Source organism: Blautia sp. HCP28S3_G10 (assembly GCF_052065235.1).
In the GTDB taxonomy this organism is placed as follows: Bacteria; Bacillota; Clostridia; order Lachnospirales; family Lachnospiraceae; genus Blautia_A.
In genome coordinates, this window is the sequence record NZ_JBQHUL010000018.1 from 47,977 (window position 1) to 66,555 (window position 18,579).

The following is an 18,579-nucleotide window of genomic DNA, read 5'->3' on the forward strand; positions in this document are numbered from 1 at the left end:
ATGGCAAAACACCTCGCGGGATATTACCTGTGAACAGTTACTATTTATATTTTATTTTCCTGAGAACTGTTTATGTATTCCATAATTCCATCTGCAACAGCCTCTGATATTTTTTCCTGGTATTCTTCTTTCTGCAGAAGTGCAGCCTCTTCCGGATTTGTCAGAAATCCACATTCAACGATCACAAGAACGCCTTTACTCCTTTTCAGAAGATAATAGCTGGTATTTGCCTTTATTTTCCTCGGGCGTTTTACTTCCAGTTTTTCATTCAGGCTGCTCTGTATTTTTTCGGCAAGAAGCTTTCCCTGAAGCGATGACTCATAATAAAAGACCTGCGGCCCGCAGACCGCCGGATCCTGGTAACTGTTCTGGTGGATACTTACTGTAAGTAAAGGAGTCTGCTCTGCCAGAAGTGCAATCCGTTTCTGCATATCCTGAACCTTTTTGTTTACAGCATCTGTTTCATAAAGTCCTTCGTCCTTCTCTCGTGTCATAATAATACTGTACTGTCCTGTATCTTCCAGAATTGTTTTTAATTTAAGTGCAATCTGAAGATTGATTCCCTTTTCTTCGATGCCATCACAGCCTATCATTCCAGGATCTGCTCCCCCATGTCCGGCATCTATGGCTATTTTTTTTCGGGAACCTAAAGCTGTATGATCATTTGCAGACATTACTGCTGATACAGATGCTGCCTGTCTGGACAGATAATAAAAGGATATTATCAACAGACAGGCCATGCTCAGTTCTATAAGATATTTTTTTGTTTTCACGCCGGCACGCCCTTAAGCATATTCTCTTTATGTATATGCTGTTTATGCTTCTATTATCAGTCTGTAAAATATATTATTCATATTTCACAATTTCTTTTTTCAGACGTTTCATGATCCGCTTTTCAAGGCGTGAAATATAAGACTGCGATATACCAAGGAGGTCTGCCACTTCTTTCTGTGTTTTTTCTTCCCCCTCTGCATTATTCAGTCCAAATCTCAGGCGGATAATTGTCTGTTCACGAGGCGTAAGTTTACTGATAGCTTTTCCCAGAAGTGATATCTCTGCCTCATCTTCCAGCTTCCTTGATATCACATCATCATCCGTCCCAAGAATATCTGAAAGAAGCAGTTCGTTTCCATCCCAGTCCACATTCAGTGGTTCATCTATGGAAACTTCCATCCTTGTCTTGCTGTTCCGGCGAAGATACATGAGAATTTCATTTTCTATACATCGCGAGGCATACGTTGCAAGCTTTATATTTTTTACAGGGTTAAATGTATTGATTGCTTTGATCAGTCCGATCGTCCCGATTGAGATCAGATCCTCCACTCCTACACCTGTATTGTCAAATTTCTTGGCTATATAGACAACCAGTCTTAAATTATGCTCAATCAGTATGGATCTGGCCTCCTGCTCCTGATCCGTATTCAGCTTGCTGATCACATAAGCCTCTCTTTTCGGCTCCAGTGGCGCCGGAAGAATATCACTGCCACCAATATAATAAAGCTCCTTCGATCTTGAAAGAACAATCCTCTGAAACACCGGGAAAGTATGATAATCTACTGCTGCTGATCTTGACATAATCCGCCCCTCCTAATGCAATAATCTGGAATTAATCAGTACCTTGTACTCACTTCCCAAAGCAAAAGGTTCCAGGGCAAATGCCAGTATCGGATCTGATACAGAGATTACTTTTCTGGGAGTCTGAATACAAAGATTCTCCAATGTGACTGCCAGCATCAGCTGTTCTCCCTGCCCTATTGTCTTACAGGACAGAAAATGCGGCTTCAGCCCGGCAATCTCTGTACATTTCAGCTCTTCAGGTTTTTCTCTGAAACACAGCAGTCTGTCTGTCAGTTCTTCCGAAAGTATACTTTTAAGGATTTCCGGTTCTGCTACGGAAACCGGCATTCCACTTAAGGGATCACTGAGAAGATTTCCCGTATCATAAAAGCCATAGACTGAACAGCTCTTTCCCTGATATTTAAGTGTAACCGGGTATATCTGCTTTCGGTATGCCCGCACAGAATCACCGATCAGTGCAAGCGTCCCAAGTCCAATATATGTACAGCCGGCGGATAAAAGAAAGAGTCCGATGGTAAGCTCCTTTCCTTCTGACAACGCTTCCCAGAATCCTCCGCACAGAAATGCAGTCAGATACAGCATAAGAAGTGCTTTTGCCAGAAGCGATCCCTGACGAATCCCATAACTGATCCGTACCATTCCAAGAGCGCAGAACCCATGCAGAAGTACGGGTGCCAGCGGTACCTGTTTAACCGGTATATATAGTACAAAACAGGAAAAAAGAGCTCCGGTTACTGCCGCTGCCATACATCTTCGTCTGCCCGTTCTGCATCTAAGAAGCATACCCACAAGTCTGAGAAGGAAATAATCCATCAGAAGATTTGTGACAAATACAATATCTATGTATACTTTCTGATACATAAAAAGCCCCCTGTGACCTGTAAATCCTTCACTTTGGTAAGTGAACTCATTATAGGTGACAGGGGGCGCAGATTTTGTCAAAAACGGGTATCGAATTACCAGAATTTCTCGTGATTCTTCGACATTATTTGTTTTCTTCCTGCACTTCTATCTTGCGGATTGTTTTGTTTTTGATTTCTTCTTTCAGTGCTCCAATGAACTCGCCAAGGTCTTTCATACCTTCATCTCCAAGATAACGGCTTCTTACAGATACCTTTCCTTCTTCTTCCTCTTTAGCTCCGACAACCAGCATGTAAGGAACTCTTTCCAGACGTGCTTCACGGATCTTGTATCCCATTTTTTCGGAACGGCCGTCTACAGAACAGCGGATTCCTTCTTCTTTCAGCTGTGCCTCTACTTTGGAAGCATAGTCATTGAATTTCTCAGAAATAGGAATGATACGAACCTGTTCCGGACACAGCCATGTTGGGAACATACCTGCATATTTTTCAATAAGCCATGCAAGAGTTCTTTCATAGCAGCCCATAGATGTACGATGAATAATATAAGGACGTTTTTTGTCTCCGTTTTCATCAATATAATACATATCAAACTGTTCAGCCAGAAGAGCATCCCACTGGATTGTGATCATTGTATCTTCTTTTCCGTAAACGTTCTTTGCATTAATATCTACCTTCGGTCCATAGAAAGCTGCCTCTCCTACATCTTCTGTAAACGGAATATTCAGTTCTTCCAGCATCTGACGGATATGTTCTTCTGTCTCATTCCAAACTTCCGGCTCGCCGATATATTTTTCTCTGTTGTTCGGATCCCATTTGGAAAGATGGTAAGTTACATCTTCTTCAACACCCAGAACCTGCAGGCAATACTGTGCAAGTGCGATACAGTCTTTAAATTCTTTTACCATCTGGTCAGGTCTTACAATCAGATGTCCTTCGGAAATAGTAAACTGACGAACTCGTGTCAGACCATGCATCTCACCGGAATCCTCATTACGGAACAATGTGGAGGTTTCACCATAACGAAGCGGAAGATCACGGTAACTGTGCTGTTCTGCTTTGTATACATAATACTGGAACGGACATGTCATAGGACGAAGCGCAAATACCTCTTTCTCTGTCTCTTCATCACCCAGAACAAACATGCCATCTTTGTAATGATCCCAGTGTCCGGAAATCTTGTACAGATCGCTCTTTGCCATAAGAGGTGTCTTTGTTCTTACATAACCACGTTTTGTCTCTTCATCTTCGATCCATCTCTGCAGTTCCTGCATCATGATAACACCGTTTGGCATGATCAGAGGAAGACCCTGTCCGATAACATCTACAGTTGTAAAGATTTTCATCTCACGGCCAAGTTTGTTATGGTCACGTTTCTTGGCTTCTTCCATCTGCTCCAGATGTTCTTTCAGTTCATCTTTTGTAGCATATGCTGTTCCGTAGATACGAGTCAGCATTGCATTCTTTTCGCTGCCTCTCCAGTAAGCACTGGAAGAAGAAAGAAGTTTAAATGCTTTTACTCCTTTTACACTCATCAGGTGTGGTCCGGCACAGAGATCTGTCCAGTCTCCCTGTGAATAGAAGGAAATTTCTTCTCCTTCCGGAAGATCTTCGATCAGTTCTACTTTATAAGGTTCGTTTTTCTCTTTGAAGTATGCGATTGCATCTTCTCTGGATTTTGTAAAGCGCTCGATCTTCGCACCTTTCTTGATGATCTTCTTCATTTCTTTTTCGATTGCATCAAGGTCTTCACGAGAGAATGATTCGTGAGCAAAGTCATAATAAAATCCTGTATCAATAGAAGGTCCGATGGCAACTTTTGCTTCCGGATACAGATTCTGCACTGCCTGGGCAAGTACATGAGATGCTGTATGACGGAGAACAGCCAGGCCTTTTTCATCTTTTGCTGTAAGAATGTTCAGCTCGCAGTCTTTGTCAAGTACAGTACGAAGATCTACAACTTCTCCGTTTACTTCTCCGGCACACGCTGCACGTGCCAGTCCCTCGCTGATGTCATAAGCAATGTCGATTACGGATTTTGCTTCAGAATATTCTTTTTTGGATCCGTCTTTTAATGTGATGATCATAATTTGAACTCCTTTATGTTTGAATAAAAAATAGTAAGTTTCTACAGGGACGAAAAAAAGTCCCTTACAATACATCTCTGCACTGTAAGGGACGATATTACTCGCGGTTCCACCCTGCTTGCTGTCTCTGTTCTTTAATAAACAAAAATCAGCCACTCTTATAAGATGATAACGGAATCACCGGACCGGATTAGGGCCACTCAGAGATGGTCTTCCACTGTTTCCTGCTAAGACACTTCCAGCTAATGCGCCTCTCTCTGGAACATTTCACAGTTTACTCTTCTCTTCAACGTGTTTCTTTATTTATTCTGTTTCACATTATAGCCGTAGGTTTCTTTTTTGTCAATGACTATTTTTCGTATTGGTAAGACCAATTAGCCGTGTCAGAAAATTCAACAACCGCTGCCTGTTTGGTTTATTTAAAGTATTCAACACCAGACTCAAAGATCTGGATATCCTGCTGTCCGTAAATATTTACAGCCACACCGTCACCGCGACGTTCGCTGTGTGCCATCTTACCAAGGATACGTCCGTCAGGACTTGTGATACCTTCGATGTTCATGTAGGAACCATTTACGTTCCATTCTTCATCTGCACTTAATTCTCCGGTTGGAGTTACATACTGGGTTGCAACCTGTCCGTTTTCGAAAAGTTTTTTAAGCCATTCATCATTAGCAACGAAACGTCCTTCACCATGAGATGCCGGATTGCAGTATACACCGCCAAGCTGTGCTTTCTGAAGCCATGGAGATTTGTTGCTGACAACTTTCGTATATACCATCTTGGAAATATGGCGTCCAATAGTATTAAATGTCAGTGTCGGAGAATCTTCTTTCTGTCCGCAGATCTCACCATATGGTACAAGACCAAGTTTGATAAGAGCCTGGAATCCGTTACAGATACCAAGTGCAAGACCGTCTCTTTCACCTATCAGTTTCATAACTGCTTCTTTGATCTTTGCGTTCTGGAATGCAGTTGCAAAGAATTTGGCTGATCCATCCGGTTCATCACCTGCTGAAAATCCACCTGGGAACATAATGATCTGAGCCTGATCAATGGCCTTTTCAAAAAGTTCCACAGAATCATGAATATCTTCTGCTGTAAGGTTTTTAAATACTTTTACATCTACTTCTGCACCTGCACGTTCAAATGCTTTTGTGCTGTCATATTCACAGTTTGTTCCCGGGAATACAGGAATAAATACACGCGGTTTTGCTACTTTGTGTTTGCATACATAGATGTTTTCTGCGTGATACAGATCGTCTTTAGCCGGCTTTTCGTTTTCTTCACCGGAAACGGTTTTGAATACTTTTTCCAGAGTTCCTTTCCATGCTTCCACTGCCTCAGCTTCTGTAATTACAGTATTTCCGTAGGAGAATTCACCATCATCTGTAACTTCACCGATCAGTGTGTATGTAATAGAAAGCTCACCCACTTTATCTGCCGGAACTTCCATAATGATGTCACCAAATCCTGGTGCAAAGAAATCTCCCGGATCCAGGTTATGCTCAATCTTTACCCCAAGAGCATTGCCAAATGCCATCTTGGAAACTGCTGCTGCAATACCATGGCGATCCAGTGCATATGCAGAAACAACTTTTCCGGCCTGGATATCATTGTGAAGTTTTTCATACTGTTCCATGATTCCTGCATAATCCGGCAGATCGTACTGATCTTTTGGTGCTCGAAGCCATACCAGTTTGTTTCCGGCTTTTTTCAGTTCCGGTGTGATCACATCCTGGATTTTTGCCACGTCTACAGCAAAAGATACCAGTGTTGGTGGTACATCGATTTCATTGAAAGTACCGGACATACTGTCTTTACCACCAATAGAAGGAAGACCGAATCCCATCTGTGCAGCATATGCACCGAGAAGTGCGGAGAACGGCTGACTCCATCTCTTCGGTTCTTCTGTCATACGGCGGAAATATTCCTGGAAAGTGAATCGAATCTTCTTATAATCACCACCTGTTGCTACGATTCTTGCAACAGATTCTGTCACAGCATAGGCTGCTCCGTGATATGGACTCCAGGAAGAAAGATACGGATCAAATCCATAACTCATCATAGTCACTGTATCAGTTTTTCCGTTCTGTACCGGAACTTTTGCGACCATGCTCTGTGTTTCAGTCAGCTGATACTGACCGCCGTAAGGCATGAATACACTTCCCGCCCCGATAGAACCATCGAACATTTCCACAAGACCTTTCTGTGAGCATACATTCAGGTCAGCAAGTGTTTCCATCCATTTTGCCTTTACATCTGTTACATCAGGACGTTCTTCAAAAAGATTTCCTTCTTTATTCGGAATTTCCACTTCAACAGCTGTCTCCTGATGTGCACCGTTTGTATCCAGGAATGCTCTGGAGATATTTACAATTTCTTTGCCTCTCCAGCTGAGCACAAGGCGTGGTTCCTCTGTGACAACAGCTACAGGAATAGCTTCCAGATTTTCTTCATTTGCATATCCAAGGAAAGTATCCACATCTTTCGGATCTACAACAACAGCCATACGTTCCTGCGATTCGGAAATAGCAATTTCTGTTCCGTCAAGACCTGCATATTTTTTGGGAACTTTATCAAGATCTACGCGAAGTCCATCTGCCAGTTCGCCGATTGCAACAGATACACCGCCTGCACCAAAATCGTTACATTTCTTAATGATGTGGCTGACTTCCTCACGTCTGAACATACGCTGGATCTTACGTTCTGTCGGTGCATTACCTTTCTGGACTTCTGCACCGCAGACTTCGATGGAAGCCTCCGTGTGAACCTTTGAAGAACCTGTAGCACCGCCGATACCGTCACGACCTGTACGTCCTCCAAGAAGAATAATGATATCTCCCGGATCTGAGTTTTCACGGATAACTGCACGTCTTGGGGCAGCGCCCATAACAGCTCCGATCTCCATACGTTTGGCAACATAATCCGGATGATAAACTTCTTTTACATAACCGGTAGCAAGACCAATCTGGTTTCCATAGGAACTGTATCCATGAGCAGCACTTCTTACCAGTTTTTTCTGCGGAAGCTTGCCTTTCAGAGTTTCTTTTACAGAAACAGTCGGATCTGCCGCACCTGTTACACGCATTGCCTGATATACATAAGTACGTCCTGAAAGCGGGTCACGTATTGCACCTCCAAGACAGGTAGCTGCACCACCAAATGGTTCAATTTCTGTAGGATGGTTATGAGTCTCATTCTTAAAGTTGATGAGCCACTCTTCTTCCTTACCATCTACATCAACAGGTACTACAATACTGCAGGCATTGATCTCATCGGATTCTTCCTGGTCAGCAAGTTTGCCTTCAGCTTTCAGCTTCTTCATTGCCATCAGGGCAAGATCCATCAGGCAAACAAATTTATCGTCACGTCCTTTATAAATAACTTCTCTGTCAGCGAGGTATTTCTTATATGTATTTACAATTGGTTCTTTATAATCACCCTCATCAAACTTCACATCTGTAAGTTCTGTAGAGAAAGTAGTATGACGGCAGTGATCTGACCAGTACGTATCCAGTACACGAATTTCTGTCATGGAAGGATCACGTTTTTCTTCATTCTTAAAATATTTCTGAATATGCAAAAAATCTTTAAATGTCATGGCAAGATTCAGAGACTCATAAAGATTCTTAAGATCTGCTTCTGCCATATCTTTAAATCCGTCAAAGATCTTTACATCTTCCGGTTCCGGGAATACAGTTACCAGTGTTTCCGGTTTTTCAAGACCTGTTTCTCTGGAATCTACAGGGTTGATGCAGTGGTGTTTGATGGCTTCAAATTCTTCATCTGCGATTTTGCCCTCGATTACATAAGTTGTTGCAGAGCGAATGATCGGCTGTGCATCCCCGTCAAGGAACTGTACGCACTGAACAGCTGAATCAGCTCTCTGATCAAACTGTCCCGGCAGATATTCTACAGAAAAGATATGTAAACCTTCTGCAGCATCAAATTTCTCCAGATAAAGATCATCTACTGGCGGTTCAGCAAATACGGTTTTGCATGCTTTTTCAAAAACTTCATCAGAAATATTTTCCACATCGTAGCGAATCAGCACTCTGACTCCTGTTACATCTTTGATTCCCAGATAACTGCTGATCTCATGCTTTAACTCTTTTGCCTGTACGGCATAGGCTGGTTTCTTTTCTACATAAACGCGTCTTACGTTACTCATAAAAAACAAACTCCTTTCCAGTATTTTGAATGTATTCTTTTATCTGTTACTTGTGTAACTGTGAACGGATTGTACAGTAACACTTGTTTCATTATCGTTTTTATAGTATCATAGGAAATATCATTAGTAAAATTAATATATCTTATATTTTTTATTAATTACTCTTATTAATAATCAGGAGGTTTCTATGGACATCAGTCTTGAACTGTACAAGGTTTTTTATTACGTTGCCACAACCTTAAGTTTTTCCGAGGCATCACGACAATTATTCATTTCTCAGTCTGCAGTGAGCCAGTCTGTCAAAGCCCTGGAAAAGCGCCTGAACCACACGCTTTTTATCCGCAGCACCAAGAAAGTTCTTCTCACACCTGAAGGCGAGCTTCTTCTTCAGCATGTAAAACCGGCTCTTGAAATGTTGAATGAAGGAGAATCTCTCCTTTCCGGCGATACCATGCTGAAAGGTCAGCTCCGTATTGGCGCCAGTGACACGATCTGCCGCTATTTTCTTATTGAATATTTTCAGAAATACCACCAGAAATATCCGGATGTGAGAATCAAGATCACCAACAGCACTTCCATCGGCTGTGTGGAACTTCTTGAAAAAGGACAGGTTGATCTTGTAGTCTGCAATTCACCCAATTCCCGAATTGGAAGTCATATGAAAGTACAGCCGCTGAAAGAATTTCATGATATTTTTGCTGCTGATCCAGGAAGTTTCCCGGTAAGCGGGAAAGTATTTCAGCTGAAAGAACTCCTGGACTTTCCTCTTCTCATGCTTTCTTCCAAATCTACTACAAGTGAATATCTGCATCATGTATTCGCAACAGACGGACTGAAACTGCTGCCGGAAGTTGAACTGAACAGTAATGATCTCCTTATGGATCTGGCCGGTATCGGCCTTGGTGTTGCCTGCATTCCAGATTACATGCTGCGCTCTCACAACAGCCTTGTCCCAATAGAGCTTGCTTCGCCTCTGCCGCCCCGCCGACTTATTCTGGTCCGTCACGATAATCTTCCTGTGTCACAGGCCGCTAAACGTTTTGTAGAAATGTTCTGAGCATTTTTATACATTTTTCTGTATGCAAAAATCCCCGGCAGGTTCCTCCTTTTGGAATCCGTCAGGGATTTTTTACTCTGATATCTGTTATTTTATTCAGGCATTACTTCCACTGCTGCCTTAATATACTGATTATCGATCTGTGCAAACGCACCGCTGTCTGCCTTGGCTGCAAATGATACATCTATCGGCATCTTACCAAGCACCGGAACATTCAGTTCTTCCGCAATCTCATCGATATGGCTTTCGCCGAACACCTTAATCTCTGTCCCACAATCCGGACATTTAACAAAGCTGTAGTTTTCTACAATACCAAGTACCGGAATCTTCATCATTTCTGCCATGTTATATGCCTTGCGGACAATCATACGAACCAAATCCTGCGGTGAACTTACGATCACAATTCCGTCAACCGGAAGTGACTGGAATACAGTAAGCGGTACATCACCGGTTCCCGGAGGCATATCCACAAAGAGATAGTCAATCTGATCCCAGATAACATCTGTCCAGAACTGTTTTACCATGTTTGCAAGAACAGGTCCTCTCCAGATAACCGGTGTTTCCTCTGTAGGAAGAAGAAGATTAATAGACATAACCTTGATTCCGTTCTCTGTTACCATAGGATAAATACCATTATCATCTGCCTGTGCTGCACCCTTGAGGCCGTACATCTTAGGAATTGACGGTCCTGTAATATCTGCATCCAGAATACCGACTTTAAATCCCCTGGCTGCCATTGCATTTGCCAGTGAAGCAGTCACGAATGATTTGCCCACACCGCCTTTACCACTGACTACGCCTATTACATGTTTTACATCTGAAAAAATATTCTGCTCTGCCTGAAAATTCTGCGGCTCACTTTTTCCTTTGCTTGCGCATCCTTCGCAGCTGGATTTACTGCATGAACTGTTGCTGCATTCTTTTGCCATTTCTGTTACTCCTTTATATTCTGTTACTGTGAACAGTTGTATTATTTCATGAAACGGTCGATAGCCCGTTCAAGTTCTTTGATTGCCTCCCGATCTCCATGCTCTACCGCATCTACTATACAGTGTTCAATATGATCCTGGAGAATAATCTTGCCTGTATTATTAATTGCTGATTTTACAGCAGAAAGCTGGATCAGAACCTCCGAACAGTCTCTTCCCTCCTCGACCATTCTCTTGATGGATTCCATATGACCGATTGCTCTGGAAAGCCGGTTCAGTACCGCCTTTGTCTGTTCATGACTGTGATGATGTCCATGACCGTCATGTGTATGCTCAATTACTGTACCATCCTCCAGAACATGTACATGGGTTTCTTTTACTTCACTCATGTTCTCTGTGTCTCCCTTCTGCTGTTCCACTGATTGCACTGGAACCCTGTTGGCTTATCTTTTTATTATATCACATCTGTCAGATCTCTGTAAAGGAACATCTCTGTTTTATCTGTGATGTGACAATATCAAATATCACTGTACCATCTTCCAGTACCGTCTTTTCGTAAGAGACATCTTTTCCCTGAAACTTCTGTTTCACATATTCTTCCGGATCCTGTATCTCCACTTCTTCTACAAAAACATCTCTCATCTGATTTCTGGGACATTTATTAAAAATTTCCCAGATTACTTCATATTCTTTCATATTATATCTTTCTTTCTGTAATACTATACGGTTGTGACTACAGTTTCAGCTGCCATTTTCCCTCAATATCCTCTGCAAACTCATCTTCTACCTGTCGGATTTTTTCTCTGTCTTTCACCGGAACTGCCCAGCATAGCCCACAGCTTGCAGATATCTCTCTTGGCACAGGAAGAAGTCTTCCGGGAATATTATTCTCTTTACAGAATTTTTCTACTGCGATTGCCCCACTGGTGCTGTAAAAAGTCAGAATATACCTGTCAATCTTCTGGATCATGGTTTTACAACTTTTCCTGCCTTTGCAAGTGTTTCGGTGATATCATACATATTAGTCACTTCACCCACCTCAAGTTTGTCAGTAAGTCCGTAATAGTTCAGGCAGGTTCCGCATGTCTTAATGGTAACTCCCTGTGCCTCAAGGCTCTTAATATCTTCCAGGGAATCAGAACCTTCTGTTGTAAGAGTAGCACCGCCATTATAGAAAAGTATTGTTTCCGGCAAAGTCTCCAACTGTGTCACCGCAAAAATAAATCCTTTCATAAGGACTTTTCCGAGTTCGTCATTTCCTCTTCCCATAGTTGCTGTATCTACTGCGATTACAAAATCTCCTTTTACATCCGGAATACATTTTACTTCTTCCGAAACAGAAGTTTCATCCGGCTGTCTGTCTCTGACTTTCATTATTACATGAAATTCCTTGTCGGATTTTTTTACAGAACTGACTTCTGCACCTGCATGTTTTCCCATTCTGGTAAGGTTCTGTACTGCTGTTTCATTGTCTACCAGAACTGTGATTTCTGCATCTCCTCTGATTCCATCCAGAACTTTCTTTGTTTTTACAACCGGTATCGGGCACTGTTCGCCTCTGGCATCAACTGTATATTTCTGTTCACTCATGAATATCCACTCCTTAGTCGATATATATTTTTTTATAATTTTTATTGTAACAGAGCCGGGATACTTTTTCAATGTAAGTTACTTATCATTATTAATCCATTATTTCAATAGTTACTGTTCACTCCGTTCACAGCAACTTGGTCAAAATCCATTCCAAATCACCTTCGGTGATGGGATTTTGACCCGTATGTCTCGGGATTTTGCCATATTCATGGCAAAACACCTCGCGGAATATTACCTGTGAACAGTAACTTTCAATATCATATCCTGAAACTTTTTGTCGAAAATAATTGAACTTCTTTGCAGAATAGAGTATCATAGATATAATTTCATTAAAATATCGTAGCTTACAGTTACAAAATGATCACAACATTCAAAGGAGAGAAATCATGAAGCTTTTAAAAGACCGTATACTGAAAGATGGAATCGTAAAACCAGGAAATATATTAAAGGTAGACAGTTTTTTGAATCATCAGATGGATATCACTCTCATCAACGAAATCGGTAAAGAATTTAAGAGACGTTTTGCAGACTGTCCTATCACCAAAATCCTTACAATTGAGGCTTCCGGTATTGGTATTGCCTGCATCGCCGCACAGTATTTTGATGTTCCTGTAGTCTTTGCCAAAAAAGCACAGAGTCTGAATCTGGATGGTGAGATGTTCTGTTCAAAAGTAGAATCTTTTACTCACAAAAAAGTCTATGATGTAATCTTATCCAAGAAATTCCTCGGACCTGAAGATCATGTACTTCTTATTGACGATTTTCTTGCCAATGGCTGTGCACTTCTTGGACTGATCGACATTGTAAAAGAATCAGGTGCCACACTTGAAGGGGCAGGAATTGTTATCGAAAAAGGCTTCCAGAATGGTGGACAAAAGATTCGTGATATGGGCGTCCGCCTGGAATCACTTGCAATCGTAGAATCCATGACTGATGATTCTCTGACTTTCCAGGAATAAACAGGGCTTTTCTCTAACAATTAAAATCCCATCACCTTGTGGTGATGGGATTTTATTTTAGCTTTTCCTGACTTTTTCTGTCAGGGATGGTGTTGCCTTTTTTGTAACCGATGGAGACGGTGTTGCTGCCTTTTCCGTCGGTGTCGGGCTTATTTCCTCCGGTGTCGGTGTCGGGCTTATTTCTTCCGGTACAGGTGTCGGGCTTATTTCTTCCGGCATCGGTGTCGGACTTATTTCCTCCGGCATCGGTGTTGGTGTTGCTTCAGGTCTGACTTCTCTTGCTGTATAATATCCGTTGTCAATAAGGATTTCATAATTATCCTGATCGATCAGCTGTGGTTCACAGAGATATGTAGCAATGATCTTAACTCCATTATCATACTGTTCATAATCATTTACCTCTGGATCGTCATCACCATGCAGATATACATTTACCATATTCTCACACTGATCTGCCAGTTCTCTCCTGTCTGTAAATACGCTGAATGCCAGTTTTCCCTCTGCAATACGCTTTACAGCATCTGCTTCACAGCCGGAGCCTGTGATCATTGGCCACTTTTCAGTGCCACTTACAATACCAGCCTCTTCCAGAACATCTATCGCACTTAGTGCTGCTCCGTCAAATCCGGTACAGATAATATCAGGAGAATCCCCATCCGGATAAAACTCCTCAAGAATCTCAGACATTCTTGTTTTTGCCTGGGAACTGCTCCATCTCAAAATGCCACTGTTATCAAATGAAATTTTGCCGGATTTACATACAAGTGTACCGTCATCCAGATAAGGCTGCAGTGTTTCCATCAGGCCATTATAGAAAAACAGTGCCTGTGTGTTGTCCTGAGAACCCATAAGAAATTCAATTGATCTGGATTCTTTATCTTCCTGTACCTTATCCAGTTCTTCTTTATCTATAATTTCTTTTGCAACCATCTGACCGATCTGACGTCCGCCAAATGTTACATAATATCTCACTGCGTTCGTATCCATGATAAGTTCATCATAAGAAACAACCGGTATCTCCGCTTCTTTCACATCTGCCAGAACATCTTTCAGTCCATATGCATCTACAGGTGCGATTACAAATGCAGAGACTGCTTCTTCTGTCATATCCTGAATCTGCATAACCTGTTTGGATACATCTCCCTCAGCATACATGATCACCGGCTCATATCCGTCATCCGTAAGCCTGGCTTCCAGTTCCTCTCCATCTACAGACCAGCTATCCTCATCTGGAAGAAGAACTGCAATCTTTTCTTTTTGTTCCTCTTCCGATGTATCTTCCTGCGTATTATCCGCAGAATCTTCTGACGCTGAATCTGCCTTTGTGTCATCTTTCTGATCTGCTTTGTCAGTTTCCTCAGTTTTTTTTGATTTACTGTCTGTCTGAGCAACCTCGCCCTCCGCTACTTCTCCGGTGCCTTCTTTTTCAGTCTGTGCACTTTCATTTGCAACCTCAGTAGCCTTATTGGCTTTTCCACACCCAGTCACCATGGACGCAGCAAGAAAAACGCCCAACAAAATACTTGTTGTCTTTTTTTTCATTCTTCTGTCCTTTCTGTTCAAATGCCTTTATATTCCCTTGCAAGAGACTTCAGATAATCTCTGTAAGCAGCTGCAGCTTTTTTCGGTTTTGATATACGCACATCACCGTTCATTGCTGTCAGCCAGCCATAAAAATACGGACCTGCTGTTAATGGTACGATTACGGTCAGTTCATTACTGTCTTTTTCTTTGTACTCTGCTCTTGTTCCAAAATATGCTTCCACTTCATCTCTGCGTTCAGATTTGTAATGCAGTTTCATTGTTTTAGACATATCCTGAATTTCATCCGGATGAATCCCTGAACTCACAACTTCAGGCTCTTTTTCTGCTTTCTGTGATTCTGAGACAGTTTCTTTTTCAGGCAGAACAGAAGATTTTATTTCTGTGTTTCCTGCCAGATAATAGCCTCCCGGTTTTCCACGCCTGAATCTGATATCCATTCCAAAATCACGAAGTGCTTCAATATCATCATAAATACTCTTGCGTTCTGCCCTGATGCCATATTCCGTAAGTCTTTCGAGTATTTCCTGCATTGTTACCACGCAGTTCTCCCCAGTACTGCACAGCATCTGTTCCAGAATCAAAATCTTGGCTTTCTGATTATGTGATTTGGCCATTTTATCCCCTCGTTTCTGTTATCGTCTAGTAATCGTCCTAATTATAGCGTTGGCCTCTCAGAGATACAAGTCCCTATTTCACGAACCTGTTACAGATATAACTGTTTGCTTCTTTTTCTTCTTTATCTTCCAGCGGTTCAAGTTCCACCTGCTCTCCATATTTTCTTCTCAGTGCCCTCAGAATCAACAGATCAGCCAGCTGAGGATTCTTCGGCAGAAGCGGGCCATGAAGATAGGTTCCTATAACATTTTTATAAGTAACACCTTCATATCCGCTTTTCCCGTCATTTCCTGCACCATATAAAACTTTTCCAAGAGGTTTATTATTATTAATGTAGGTCCTTCCTCCATGATTTTCAAACCCGACAACCGGCATATCGAAAAGATCACTTTTGAGAACTATATTGCTGATCAGACGGCCTTCTTCCTGTTCCGTATACATATCTACAAGTTCCAGTCCCTGAATTGTTCCCTGATCTGTTTTGTAGTAATTTCCAAGCAGCTGATATCCACCGCAGATAGCAATTACTACACCGTTATCTTCCACGTATGCCTTAAAATCTTTCTGGATCTCTTTGAGTTTTTCACATACAAGCATCTGTTCTCTGTCGGAACCTCCTCCAAGAAGAACTATATCAAGTCCTGAAAAATCAATTTTATCGTCTATTTCATATGCAATCGTCTCAGCCTCAATTCCTCTCCACTGACAGCGCTTCATAAGGCACTGGATATTTCCTCTGTCACCATAGAGGTTCAGAAGATCCGGATACAGATGTCCTATTGTAACTTTCATTTCTGCTCCTCCTCCATTTTCTTCAGAATGTTCCTGGTGCTGAAAAGTGCTGTGTAATTGACAAGTACATAAAGATTTCCTGTTCCGTCAGCAATTCTGTCGGAAATTGCCTTTTCAACATCTGCCTCCAGCATCGATGGTATATCTACATATTTCAGGCGCAGCCGCATGTCCTGGCAACGGATTCCGCTCACTGTAATAGAACGGATGCTTTCTTCTCTGAAAAGATCAAAATCCACATCCCAGAGCCAGGAAATATCGATTCCATCCTGTGCATTATCATTAATGGCAATTATTACATCTTTTGGGGATCTGTCCTGCATGACAGCCGCTATATTCTGATTAAATCCGGCCGGATTTTTTGCCAGATTAAGAGTAACTCCTGTACCTTTGATGCGGAATTGCTCCATTCGTCCGTTTTCAGGATTAAATCTTTTCAGCATATCATTGAAATGTGTCCCTTCAAATCCGGCTGTCCGTACACCGGCATAAGCAGCAAGAATATTATAGACATTATAAAATCCCTTATAATTTGCAATAAAATGTCTGTTTTCGACTGAAAATGATATCTGGTCGCCTACTTTTACATCCTCTGCATCAAAATCAGGTACAGGTCTTTTGAATCCGCAGGAAGGGCAGACATAGTCTCCCAGCTGGCTGTAATGATAAAAGCTGTACTGAAGCCTCTCTCCACAACGTTTGCAGAATCTTCCCTCTCTTATCTCATTCGTTTCATTCTTCATTACAGGTTTGCTGATTCCGTAATAAATCGACGGATGTCCTGTATCCATGGCAAGATAAGCAGAAAGAGCATCATCTCCATTAACGACCAGTTTCAGATCCGGAACTTTTCCTATCATTTCTTCCAGAATATTCATGGTAATATCGATCTCACCATATCTGTCCAGCTGATCCCTAAAAAGGTTGGTCATAACCATATAAGATGGTTTTATCTGTGGAAAAATATACTTTGTAGAAGCCTCATCAGCCTCAATGCATGCATAATCGGCATCTATATGTCCATTCAGCTTTGCTCCAAGTACAAAAGCAGCAACTACGCCGTTCAGCATATTTGATCCTGTATGATTACAGATTACTTTCTGACCTTCCGCCTCGAGTGCTGCGCAGAGCATATTATTTGTTGTTGTTTTTCCGTTTGTTCCACAGACAACAAAAATATCTTTTTTTATTTCAGCTGACAGTTCTTTTAAAACAGGCGGATATATTTTTAAAGCAATCTTTCCTGCCCAGGTAACACCCTGCCTGCCCATTTTCTTGCAGACAAAGCCGGCAGCCTTCGCAGACCAGATTGCAGCGATTCGTCTTATGTTCATATTCTACTTCCTTTTTCTTTGTATTAACGTATGTGAATAATTTTACGCTAATTTATAAAAATTATCAACCCAAAAACAGATCCGTAATTATTTTACAATTACGGATCTGCTCATTTGACTTATTTAATTTCAATATTTCCAAGATACTCCCGATAGGCTTTCTGTGATGCCTTCATATATGTTCTGGATATAGGTATTACGGTATCTTTTAATACAAAGCTGTCTGCCTTCATTCCCATGATTTCTTTCATATTAACGTAAAAGCTCTGATGACAGCGCAAAAAAGAGCTGTTCGTAAGTTGTTCCTGAAAATCACATAATTTACCTCTACAATGTATACTTTCACCGTTTATCAGATGAAAATTCACTGTATGAAGACTTCTTGATATGTACGAAACTTCGTTCTGTTTTATAGTAAAAATCTGTGATCGATATCTAAAATATATAATCTTCTCTGAATTTTTTTCTATTTTTCCAAGTCTTTCAAAAATCTCCCTTACTTTAACTTTGTTTAGAGGACACAGAAGGTATTGATAAACAAACAGATCAAATGCCTGTCTGTAATACTCTTCGCTTTCAGCCATAAAAACAAGAACAACTCTTGAATTATATTCACGGATCCTGCGGGCCATTTCAATTCCATCTTCATCCTGAAGTTCAACTTTCAGAAATACCAGTTCATAGCTGAATGTATCTTCCTCAATAGCCTCCAGGAGTTCTTTACCACTGGAATATTTTGTGATTACAGCGTGGGGAACAAATTCACATATATATTCTTCAAGAAGCGATGCCTCTCCTGAAATATTGTCGCAAATTGCTACTGCAGCCTGTTTCATGCAAACATAACTCCTTTAGTATTTCTCTTTTTCATATCCATGCTCATTTAAATAGTATTAAACTGAGTCTCACGTCTATATATTATACCACCTTTAAGAGTACCCCCCCCAGCCTGTCCGAAAACCTTATTTTTAGGCATAAATTTAGCCCCTTTCCTTCATCTGTGACATTGAAAACTGAATAAAATACACAGGATGAAGAAAGAGGCTTATGCCTGTT

At 41.4% G+C, this 18,579-nt stretch carries 17 protein-coding genes; 2 read left to right on the forward strand and 15 right to left on the reverse strand.

The window, feature by feature from the left end:
- Positions 1–44: 44 nt before the first annotated feature.
- From ACTNB8_RS09040 to ACTNB8_RS09060, 5 genes are all read right to left on the reverse strand, one after another.
- Positions 45–773, reverse strand: coding sequence for an N-acetylmuramoyl-L-alanine amidase (locus ACTNB8_RS09040; protein ID WP_441054002.1), 729 nt, complete (start codon positions 771–773; stop codon positions 45–47).
- 73 nt (positions 774–846) lie between these two features.
- The gene (gene sigE / locus ACTNB8_RS09045) at positions 847–1,575 is read right to left on the reverse strand and encodes an RNA polymerase sporulation sigma factor SigE (protein WP_441054004.1); all 729 of its coding nucleotides are present in this window, start codon (positions 1,573–1,575) and stop codon (positions 847–849) included.
- A 12-nt stretch (positions 1,576–1,587) separates the two neighbouring features.
- Positions 1,588–2,439: a sigma-E processing peptidase SpoIIGA gene (locus ACTNB8_RS09050; protein WP_441054006.1), complete on the reverse strand. Its 852-nt coding sequence runs from the start codon at positions 2,437–2,439 to the stop codon at positions 1,588–1,590.
- Between the two features lie 124 nt (positions 2,440–2,563).
- The gene (thrS, locus tag ACTNB8_RS09055; RefSeq protein ID WP_441054008.1) at positions 2,564–4,525 is read right to left on the reverse strand and encodes a threonine--tRNA ligase; all 1,962 of its coding nucleotides are present in this window, start codon (positions 4,523–4,525) and stop codon (positions 2,564–2,566) included.
- 415 nt (positions 4,526–4,940) lie between these two features.
- Positions 4,941–8,699, reverse strand: coding sequence for a phosphoribosylformylglycinamidine synthase (locus tag ACTNB8_RS09060; protein ID WP_441054010.1), 3,759 nt, complete (start codon positions 8,697–8,699; stop codon positions 4,941–4,943).
- Between the two features lie 187 nt (positions 8,700–8,886).
- Here ACTNB8_RS09060 and ACTNB8_RS09065 point away from each other — a divergent pair, with 187 nt between their 5' ends.
- A complete protein-coding gene (locus ACTNB8_RS09065; protein ID WP_441054012.1) occupies positions 8,887–9,756 on the forward strand; it encodes a LysR family transcriptional regulator in 870 nt (289 codons plus the stop codon).
- Positions 9,757–9,848: 92 nt separating this feature from the next.
- Here ACTNB8_RS09065 and ACTNB8_RS09070 read toward each other — a convergent pair whose 3' ends face one another.
- The 5 genes from ACTNB8_RS09070 to yedF form a co-directional block, all read right to left on the reverse strand.
- On the reverse strand, positions 9,849–10,685 hold the full coding sequence (locus tag ACTNB8_RS09070; protein ID WP_441054014.1) for a P-loop NTPase: 837 nt from the start codon (positions 10,683–10,685) through the stop codon (positions 9,849–9,851).
- Between the two features lie 41 nt (positions 10,686–10,726).
- A complete protein-coding gene (locus ACTNB8_RS09075; RefSeq protein ID WP_296157147.1) occupies positions 10,727–11,074 on the reverse strand; it encodes a metal-sensing transcriptional repressor in 348 nt (115 codons plus the stop codon).
- Positions 11,075–11,153: 79 nt separating this feature from the next.
- Positions 11,154–11,381: a hypothetical protein gene (locus ACTNB8_RS09080; RefSeq protein ID WP_296157146.1), complete on the reverse strand. Its 228-nt coding sequence runs from the start codon at positions 11,379–11,381 to the stop codon at positions 11,154–11,156.
- Positions 11,382–11,418: 37 nt separating this feature from the next.
- A complete protein-coding gene (locus tag ACTNB8_RS09085; RefSeq protein ID WP_441054016.1) occupies positions 11,419–11,655 on the reverse strand; it encodes a DUF3343 domain-containing protein in 237 nt (78 codons plus the stop codon).
- A complete protein-coding gene (gene yedF / locus ACTNB8_RS09090) occupies positions 11,652–12,275 on the reverse strand; it encodes a sulfurtransferase-like selenium metabolism protein YedF (RefSeq protein WP_441054018.1) in 624 nt (207 codons plus the stop codon). Before yedF ends, ACTNB8_RS09085 begins: the two co-directional genes overlap by 4 nt.
- A gap of 389 nt (positions 12,276–12,664) precedes the next feature.
- On the opposite strand from yedF, the gene ACTNB8_RS09095 reads away from it, so the two are divergent.
- Positions 12,665–13,237, forward strand: coding sequence for a xanthine phosphoribosyltransferase (locus ACTNB8_RS09095; RefSeq protein ID WP_441054020.1), 573 nt, complete (start codon positions 12,665–12,667; stop codon positions 13,235–13,237).
- Positions 13,238–13,294: 57 nt separating this feature from the next.
- Here ACTNB8_RS09095 and ACTNB8_RS09100 read toward each other — a convergent pair whose 3' ends face one another.
- From ACTNB8_RS09100 to ACTNB8_RS09120, 5 genes are all read right to left on the reverse strand, one after another.
- Positions 13,295–14,779, reverse strand: coding sequence for a substrate-binding domain-containing protein (locus tag ACTNB8_RS09100; RefSeq protein ID WP_441054022.1), 1,485 nt, complete (start codon positions 14,777–14,779; stop codon positions 13,295–13,297).
- A gap of 17 nt (positions 14,780–14,796) precedes the next feature.
- Positions 14,797–15,396 carry a hypothetical protein gene (locus ACTNB8_RS09105; RefSeq protein ID WP_441054024.1) on the reverse strand — a complete coding sequence of 200 codons (600 nt, stop codon included), beginning with the start codon at positions 15,394–15,396 and terminating at the stop codon, positions 14,797–14,799.
- A gap of 73 nt (positions 15,397–15,469) precedes the next feature.
- Complete coding sequence (locus ACTNB8_RS09110; RefSeq protein WP_441054026.1) at positions 15,470–16,189, reverse strand: type 1 glutamine amidotransferase; 720 nt, start codon at positions 16,187–16,189, stop codon at positions 15,470–15,472.
- Entirely contained in the window at positions 16,186–17,523 is a 1,338-nt protein-coding gene (locus ACTNB8_RS09115) for a MurT ligase domain-containing protein (RefSeq protein WP_441054028.1), read from the reverse strand. Before ACTNB8_RS09115 ends, ACTNB8_RS09110 begins: the two co-directional genes overlap by 4 nt.
- A gap of 119 nt (positions 17,524–17,642) precedes the next feature.
- Positions 17,643–18,359, reverse strand: coding sequence for a LytR/AlgR family response regulator transcription factor (locus ACTNB8_RS09120; protein ID WP_441054030.1), 717 nt, complete (start codon positions 18,357–18,359; stop codon positions 17,643–17,645).
- Positions 18,360–18,579 lie beyond the last annotated feature (220 nt).

Coding starts and splice junctions, on each gene's coding strand:
- ACTNB8_RS09080 (WP_296157146.1), bottom strand. CDS start 11,381: ATGAAAGAATATGAAGTAATCTGGGAAATTTTTAATAAATGTCCCAGA.
- ACTNB8_RS09070 (WP_441054014.1), bottom strand. CDS start 10,685: ATGGCAAAAGAATGCAGCAACAGTTCATGCAGTAAATCCAGCTGCGAA.
- ACTNB8_RS09065 (WP_441054012.1), top strand. CDS start 8,887: ATGGACATCAGTCTTGAACTGTACAAGGTTTTTTATTACGTTGCCACA.
- sigE (WP_441054004.1), bottom strand. CDS start 1,575: ATGTCAAGATCAGCAGCAGTAGATTATCATACTTTCCCGGTGTTTCAG.
- ACTNB8_RS09075 (WP_296157147.1), bottom strand. CDS start 11,074: ATGAGTGAAGTAAAAGAAACCCATGTACATGTTCTGGAGGATGGTACA.
- ACTNB8_RS09085 (WP_441054016.1), bottom strand. CDS start 11,655: ATGATCCAGAAGATTGACAGGTATATTCTGACTTTTTACAGCACCAGT.
- thrS (WP_441054008.1), bottom strand. CDS start 4,525: ATGATCATCACATTAAAAGACGGATCCAAAAAAGAATATTCTGAAGCA.
- ACTNB8_RS09115 (WP_441054028.1), bottom strand. CDS start 17,523: ATGAACATAAGACGAATCGCTGCAATCTGGTCTGCGAAGGCTGCCGGC.
- yedF (WP_441054018.1), bottom strand. CDS start 12,275: ATGAGTGAACAGAAATATACAGTTGATGCCAGAGGCGAACAGTGCCCG.
- ACTNB8_RS09105 (WP_441054024.1), bottom strand. CDS start 15,396: ATGGCCAAATCACATAATCAGAAAGCCAAGATTTTGATTCTGGAACAG.
- ACTNB8_RS09110 (WP_441054026.1), bottom strand. CDS start 16,189: ATGAAAGTTACAATAGGACATCTGTATCCGGATCTTCTGAACCTCTAT.
- ACTNB8_RS09060 (WP_441054010.1), bottom strand. CDS start 8,699: ATGAGTAACGTAAGACGCGTTTATGTAGAAAAGAAACCAGCCTATGCC.
- ACTNB8_RS09050 (WP_441054006.1), bottom strand. CDS start 2,439: ATGTATCAGAAAGTATACATAGATATTGTATTTGTCACAAATCTTCTG.
- ACTNB8_RS09095 (WP_441054020.1), top strand. CDS start 12,665: ATGAAGCTTTTAAAAGACCGTATACTGAAAGATGGAATCGTAAAACCA.
- ACTNB8_RS09100 (WP_441054022.1), bottom strand. CDS start 14,779: ATGAAAAAAAAGACAACAAGTATTTTGTTGGGCGTTTTTCTTGCTGCG.
- ACTNB8_RS09120 (WP_441054030.1), bottom strand. CDS start 18,359: ATGAAACAGGCTGCAGTAGCAATTTGCGACAATATTTCAGGAGAGGCA.